Consider the following 5,226-nt stretch of genomic DNA (forward strand, 5'->3'; position numbering starts at 1 on the left):
GCCGCGGCGTCCGCGGCCGGTGGCCGCGCGGGCGCCGGCCATGTTCAGGACAGCAAGCCCTCGGTGCGCGCGTATTCGTAGATCTCGCGGTCGCTCCTGAGCCCGAGCTTGCCCATCGCATCGGTCTTCTGCCGGCTGATGGTCTGCTTGCTGCGGTGCAGGTGCGCGGCGATCTGCGAGACGCTGTGGCCGGCGGCGAACAGGCGCAGCACCTCGGCCTCGCGCGGCGACAGCGCGCCGCCGGCGCGGACCGCGCCGGCGCAGGCGTCGACCAGGCCGCGCAAGCCCAGCCCGATGTAGCGGCCGCCCTGCGCCACCGTGCGCACCGCCTCGCCCAGTTCCGCCGCCGCGGCGGCCTTGTCGAGCAGGCCGGCGACGCCGGCCTCGGCGATGGAGCGCAGCACCGGCGCGTTGCCGATCATGGTCAGCACGATCACCGGCAACTGCGGATGGCGGCGGCGGATCTGCCCGAGCAGGGTCAGGCCGTCGCCGGCGCGGCTGCCGGGCATGGAAAAGTCGGTGATCAGCAGGTCCAGCGGCGTCGCCGCGAGCAGGCCGAGCAGTTCGTCGGCGCCGGAGGCTTCGGCGTCGACGCGCCAGGCCTCGTCCGGCGCGGCCGCCGATTCCAGCAAGGCGCGCACCCCGGCGCGCACCACCGGATGGTCGTCGGACAGGGCGATGCGCAAGCGCGCGGGCGAAGGTTCGATATCGTCGGTCACACGTGGCTCCTCCTGACCATCCCTTCGCCGCGGGAGGATTTAGGCGGACAAAACGTGCGGGCAATCGACGTCCGTGCGGCGCGCCGGAACCGGACGCTCCCGGCCGTCGCGCCCGACGAGCGCGAGCGCAGGCATGCGCTGCGGCAGGCGCCAACCGCGCGTCCTGCGGAGCGACAGGCTCACGCCGTCGCAGCAGGAAACAGCCGCATGAAAAAGAGCTGCACAAAGTATGCATTCGTGCGACACCCGGCCCGCGGCCGTCGACGCGGCGCAAGCTTCGTCGACATCGGCGCGCGCTTCGCGGGCCCGAAAACGCGATCGGGCCGCGCAATGGCGGCCCGATCGTCAGCTCTATCCCGCAGCGACGCCGGCCCGGCCGGCGTCGCGCCGATGGCTCAGGAGCGCACCGGCACCAGGGTGATTTCGACGCGGCGGTTCTGCGCGCGGCCAGCCTCGGTGTCGTTGCTGGCGATCGGCCGGGTCTTGCCGGCGCCGGTGAGGATGAAGCGGTCGCGCATCAGGCCCTTGGACATCAGGTAGTTGCCGACCGAGGCGGCGCGCTGTTCGGACAGGCGCTGGTTGACCGCGTCGCTGCCGATGCTGTCGGTGTGGCCGGCGACTTCGACGATGGTCTGGTTGTACTCGGTCAGGGTGCTGGCGACGTTGTCGAGCACCGGATCGAACTTCGGATCCAGGTTGGCGCTGTTGAAGGCGAAGGTGATGTTGCTGGGCATGTTGAGGGTGATGTTGTCGCCCTGGCGGACCACGTCCACGCCGGTGCCGGCCATGCGCTCGCGCAGCGCGCGCTCCTGGCGGTCCTGGTAGTTGCCGATGGCGCCGCCGGCGAGGCCGCCGACGCCGGCGCCGATCAGCGCGCGCTGACGGCGTTCGGTGGCGTCGTTGCCGCTCAGCAGGCCCGCGGCGACGCCGGCCAGCGCGCCGATCAACGCGCCCTTCTGGGTCTTGCTCATGCCGCCCTGCGGTTGCTGCGGCTGGTTCGGATCGCCCGGATACGGCTGCTGCTGGCCGCCGTAGTAACCGCCACCGCCACCGGTGGCGCAGCCGGCGAGCAGGGCGGCGAGGGTCGCCGAGGCGATGGCGATCTTGAGTGGGGTCTTCATGGGCTGTCCTCGTCTGGTGTGGCGGAGCGCCCACAAGCTAATCACGCCGCCGTTGGCGAGGAGTGATGGCGTCGGAGGCCCGTTCAGGATCGGGCGGGGGTGCTTGCGCGGAGCTCGCGGGGACTTTGCCGGCCGAGGGGTTCGAGGCGTCGGAACGCAGAGCATCGGGCCTGAAGGCCCTCTCACAACGGCGGCTACGGCGTCGCTCGATTCGCCGAGCGACGCCGGGCGAGCCCGCTACGCTCAGACCATCAGCGCCGCGGCGCCTTCGGCGTCCAGGGTCCGGTCCCAGTTGCCCATCAGCGCCAGGTACAGCAGCTTGTCGAACTCGACGCCGAAGCGGCCGATCACTTCGTCCGGATCCGGGATCAGCTTGCCGTCGGCGATCAGGCCGAAGTGGACCCGGCCGTTGTAGCTCAGGATCGAGATGCCGACGCCGATCGAGCCGGTCTGCGGCACCCAGAACATCATCTCGTCCAGGCGCGCGCCGGCCAGGTACAGCGGCTGCTGCGGCCCCGGCACATTGGTCGCCACCGCGGTCGCCTTGCGGCTGAACAGCTCCAGCGCCAGCCCCTGGACCTGCGCCGGCGCCATGCCGAGCGCAGCCAAAAGACCAAATGCGACAATGGCTTGGCGTGAATTCTTGAGGTTGTTCATGCACTCGGCGACGCGCTCGACCCGGCGGATCGGGTTGTCCTCGCCGACCGGCAGGTCGAGGAACACCAGGCCGAAGTGGTTGCCGAGCTTGCGCGCGTGCTCGAGCGGCCGCAGGTTGACCGGCACGGTGGCGCGCAGGGTGACCCCGTCGATGGCGTCGCCGCGCTCGATCATGTAGCTGCGCAGCGCACCGGCCGCGGTCGCCATCAGCACGTCGTTGACGGTGCAGTCGCAGGCGCGGCCGACCGCCTTGACCTCTTCCAGGTCCAGCGGCTCGGCCCAGGCCACGCGCTTGGACACGCCGAGCTTGCCGCGCAGCATCGACGGCGGGTCGTCGGACAGCGACAGCGCGTGCAGCAGTTCGCGCGCGATCTCGCCGCCCTCCTTGGCCAGCATCGCCGCCAGGGTCGGGTCGCGGTACATCTCCATGCCCTTCTCGAGCGCGCGGCTGCCGAGCTTCATGTAGCGATCGACCGCGCCGACCCGGCGCGCCACGTCGGCGCCGTCCTGCTTGAGCCAGGCGTGGGCGAGGTCGCTGCCCCTGGCCGGCTCGGCGGTGGTGTCGGTCAGCGACAGCAGCACCTGGACCAGGGCGATGCCGTCGGCATAGCTGTGGTGAATGCGCGCGACCAGGGCCGAGCCGCCGTTGTAGCGTTCGACCAGATGGAACTGCCACAGCGGCCGGCTCGCATCGAGCGGGCTCGACGCGAGCTGGCTGACGAACCGCTCCAGCGCGCGCTTGCCGCCGCGGCCCGGCAGCGCGGTGTGCTGCACGTGCCAGTCCAGGTCCAGGTCGTCGTCGGTCTGCCAGTACGCGCCGGCGGCGGTGTCCACCGCTTTCTGGCGGAACCGGGTGTAGGCGAGGAAGCGCTGCTTGATCACCTTGCGCAGCGCGTCGACCGACATCGGGTCGTCGAACATCAGCACGCCGGTGATCATCATCGGGTTGGTCGGACGCTCCATCCGCAGCCAGGCGGTATCGACCCGCGACATCGGCTCGCGCCGCGCGCGCCGGCGCGCTCCTGTCCCCGTTTCTGCCTTCGCCATGCGTCTCTCCGATGCGTCGCAGGAGTGAATCATGCGTGCGTCGACGGCGTCAACGCGGTTCGGGATTCGGGATTCGCAAAAGCCAAGATGCGACGCCTCTGCTGTTTTCGAGTCCCGAGTCCCGAGTCCCGAACCACGAGTCCCGAACCGCGATCACTCCCGCATCCGCCGATACGCCTCCAGCGCCGCGTCGCGACCCGTCGCCAGATCCACCAGCGGCTGCGGCGGGTAATCCGGCGCGACCCGGCGCAGGCGCGCCGGGTCCTGCCACGGCGCGAAGCGCAGCGGCACCGGCAGGCCGGCCAGTTCGGGCACCCAGCGCGCGATGTAGGCGCCGTCGGGGTCGAACTTCTCCGACTGGGTCACCGGATTGAACACGCGGAAATACGGCGCGGCGTCGGCGCCGGTGCCGGCCACCCATTGCCAGCCCAGGGTGTTGTTGGCCAGATCGGCATCGACCAGGGTGTCCCAGAACCAGCGCGCGCCGTGGCGCCAGTGCAGGCGCAGGTGCTTGGTCAGGTAGCTGGCGACGATCATGCGCACGCGGTTGTGCATCCAGCCGGTGGCCCACAGCTCGCGCAGGCCGGCATCGACGATCGGCACGCCGGTGCGGCCGCGCTGCCACGGTTCCAGCTTCGACGGCGCGGCGCGCGCCCAGTCGAAGTCGGCGAAGCGCGGGTTGAAGTTCTGCTCGGGCGTGTCGGGAAAATGGTGCAGCAGGTGATGGGCGAACTCGCGCCAGCCCAGCTCGCGGATCGCAGCGTCGACATCGCGCGCGTTGCCGGCGTTGCGCTCGGCCCGCAGCTCGGCGACCGCGCGCCACGGCGCGATCTCGCCGAAGTGCAGGTGCGGCGACAACCGCGAGGTGCCGACCCGGTCGGGCCGGTCGCGCTGCTCGGCGTAGCCGCGCAGGGCGCCGTCGACGAAGGTCGACAGGGCCGCGCGCGCGCCGGCCTCGCCCGGGGTCCAGTGCTGCCAGAATTCCTGATCCCAGCCCAGCTTCGGCGCCAGCTTCAGCGCGTCCAGCGGCACGCCTTCCGGCCCTTCGCGGGTGGTCGGCAGCGACGCCGGCGCCTGCCACAGCGCGTGCTCGCGCCAGTCGGCCAGGGCCGCGCGCCAGAACGGGGTGAACACCTTGAACGGCCCGCCCTGCTTGGTCCGCAGCGTCCACGGTTCGAACATCAGCGCGCTGTTGAAGCTCTCCGCTTCCAGCCCCGCGCGCCGCAGCTGCTGCTTGATCCGGGTGTCGCGCTTTTCGATGTACGGCTCGTAGCGGCGGTTCCAGTACACCGCCTGCGCGCCGGTGGCCAGCGCCAGCGATTGCAGCGTGGCCAGGCTCGGGCCGAAGAAGCGGCGCAGGTGCGAGCCGCGCTTGCGCAGGTCCGCGTCCAGCGCGGCCAGCGCGCGATGGCGCCAGGCGTCGGAGGCGGCGCCCGGTTTCCAGCTGCCGTGCTCGTCGGGCGCGTGGATGTAGACCGGCACCGGCACGTAGCCGGCGTCGAGCGCCGCGCGCAGCGCCGGGTTGTCGTCCAGGCGCAGGTCGTCGCGGAACCAGACCAGGGCGGGAGGCGCAGCGTCGGGCATCTGGATCGGTACGGGATCGGGAGGGCGCCCAGTATGCAGGCAGATCCGGCTGCGGCCGCGTCTGCCCTCGCCCGCCTGGTCCGCCCCGACCCGCCCCG

4 protein-coding genes are annotated in these 5,226 nt (G+C 71.6%); all 4 read right to left on the bottom strand.

Going from position 1 to position 5,226, the window contains the following annotated elements:
• Positions 1 to 44: 44 nt before the first annotated feature.
• The 4 genes from A7A76_RS03250 to A7A76_RS03265 all read right to left on the bottom strand — a co-directional run bounded on the left by A7A76_RS03250 (position 45) and on the right by A7A76_RS03265 (position 5,128).
• The gene (locus tag A7A76_RS03250; RefSeq protein ID WP_343225270.1) at positions 45 to 719 is read right to left on the bottom strand and encodes a response regulator transcription factor; all 675 of its coding nucleotides are present in this window, start codon (positions 717 to 719) and stop codon (positions 45 to 47) included.
• 395 nt (positions 720 to 1,114) lie between these two features.
• Entirely contained in the window at positions 1,115 to 1,840 is a 726-nt protein-coding gene (locus A7A76_RS03255) for an OmpA family protein (RefSeq protein ID WP_206409847.1), read from the bottom strand.
• A 243-nt stretch (positions 1,841 to 2,083) separates the two neighbouring features.
• Positions 2,084 to 3,544, bottom strand: coding sequence for a WS/DGAT/MGAT family O-acyltransferase (locus A7A76_RS03260; protein ID WP_206409848.1), 1,461 nt, complete (start codon positions 3,542 to 3,544; stop codon positions 2,084 to 2,086).
• Between the two features lie 153 nt (positions 3,545 to 3,697).
• Positions 3,698 to 5,128 carry a cryptochrome/photolyase family protein gene (locus A7A76_RS03265; protein ID WP_206409850.1) on the bottom strand — a complete coding sequence of 477 codons (1,431 nt, stop codon included), beginning with the start codon at positions 5,126 to 5,128 and terminating at the stop codon, positions 3,698 to 3,700.
• Positions 5,129 to 5,226 lie beyond the last annotated feature (98 nt).

This window comes from Lysobacter enzymogenes (assembly GCF_017168095.1).
Taxonomy (GTDB): Bacteria; Pseudomonadota; Gammaproteobacteria; order Xanthomonadales; family Xanthomonadaceae; genus Lysobacter; species Lysobacter enzymogenes_D.

Bases quoted from the DNA above. Each gene is read 5' to 3' on its own strand.
- A7A76_RS03255 (WP_206409847.1), bottom strand. From the start codon at position 1,840: ATGAAGACCCCACTCAAGATCGCCATCGCCTCGGCGACCCTCGCCGCC.
- A7A76_RS03260 (WP_206409848.1), bottom strand. From the start codon at position 3,544: ATGGCGAAGGCAGAAACGGGGACAGGAGCGCGCCGGCGCGCGCGGCGC.
- A7A76_RS03265 (WP_206409850.1), bottom strand. From the start codon at position 5,128: ATGCCCGACGCTGCGCCTCCCGCCCTGGTCTGGTTCCGCGACGACCTG.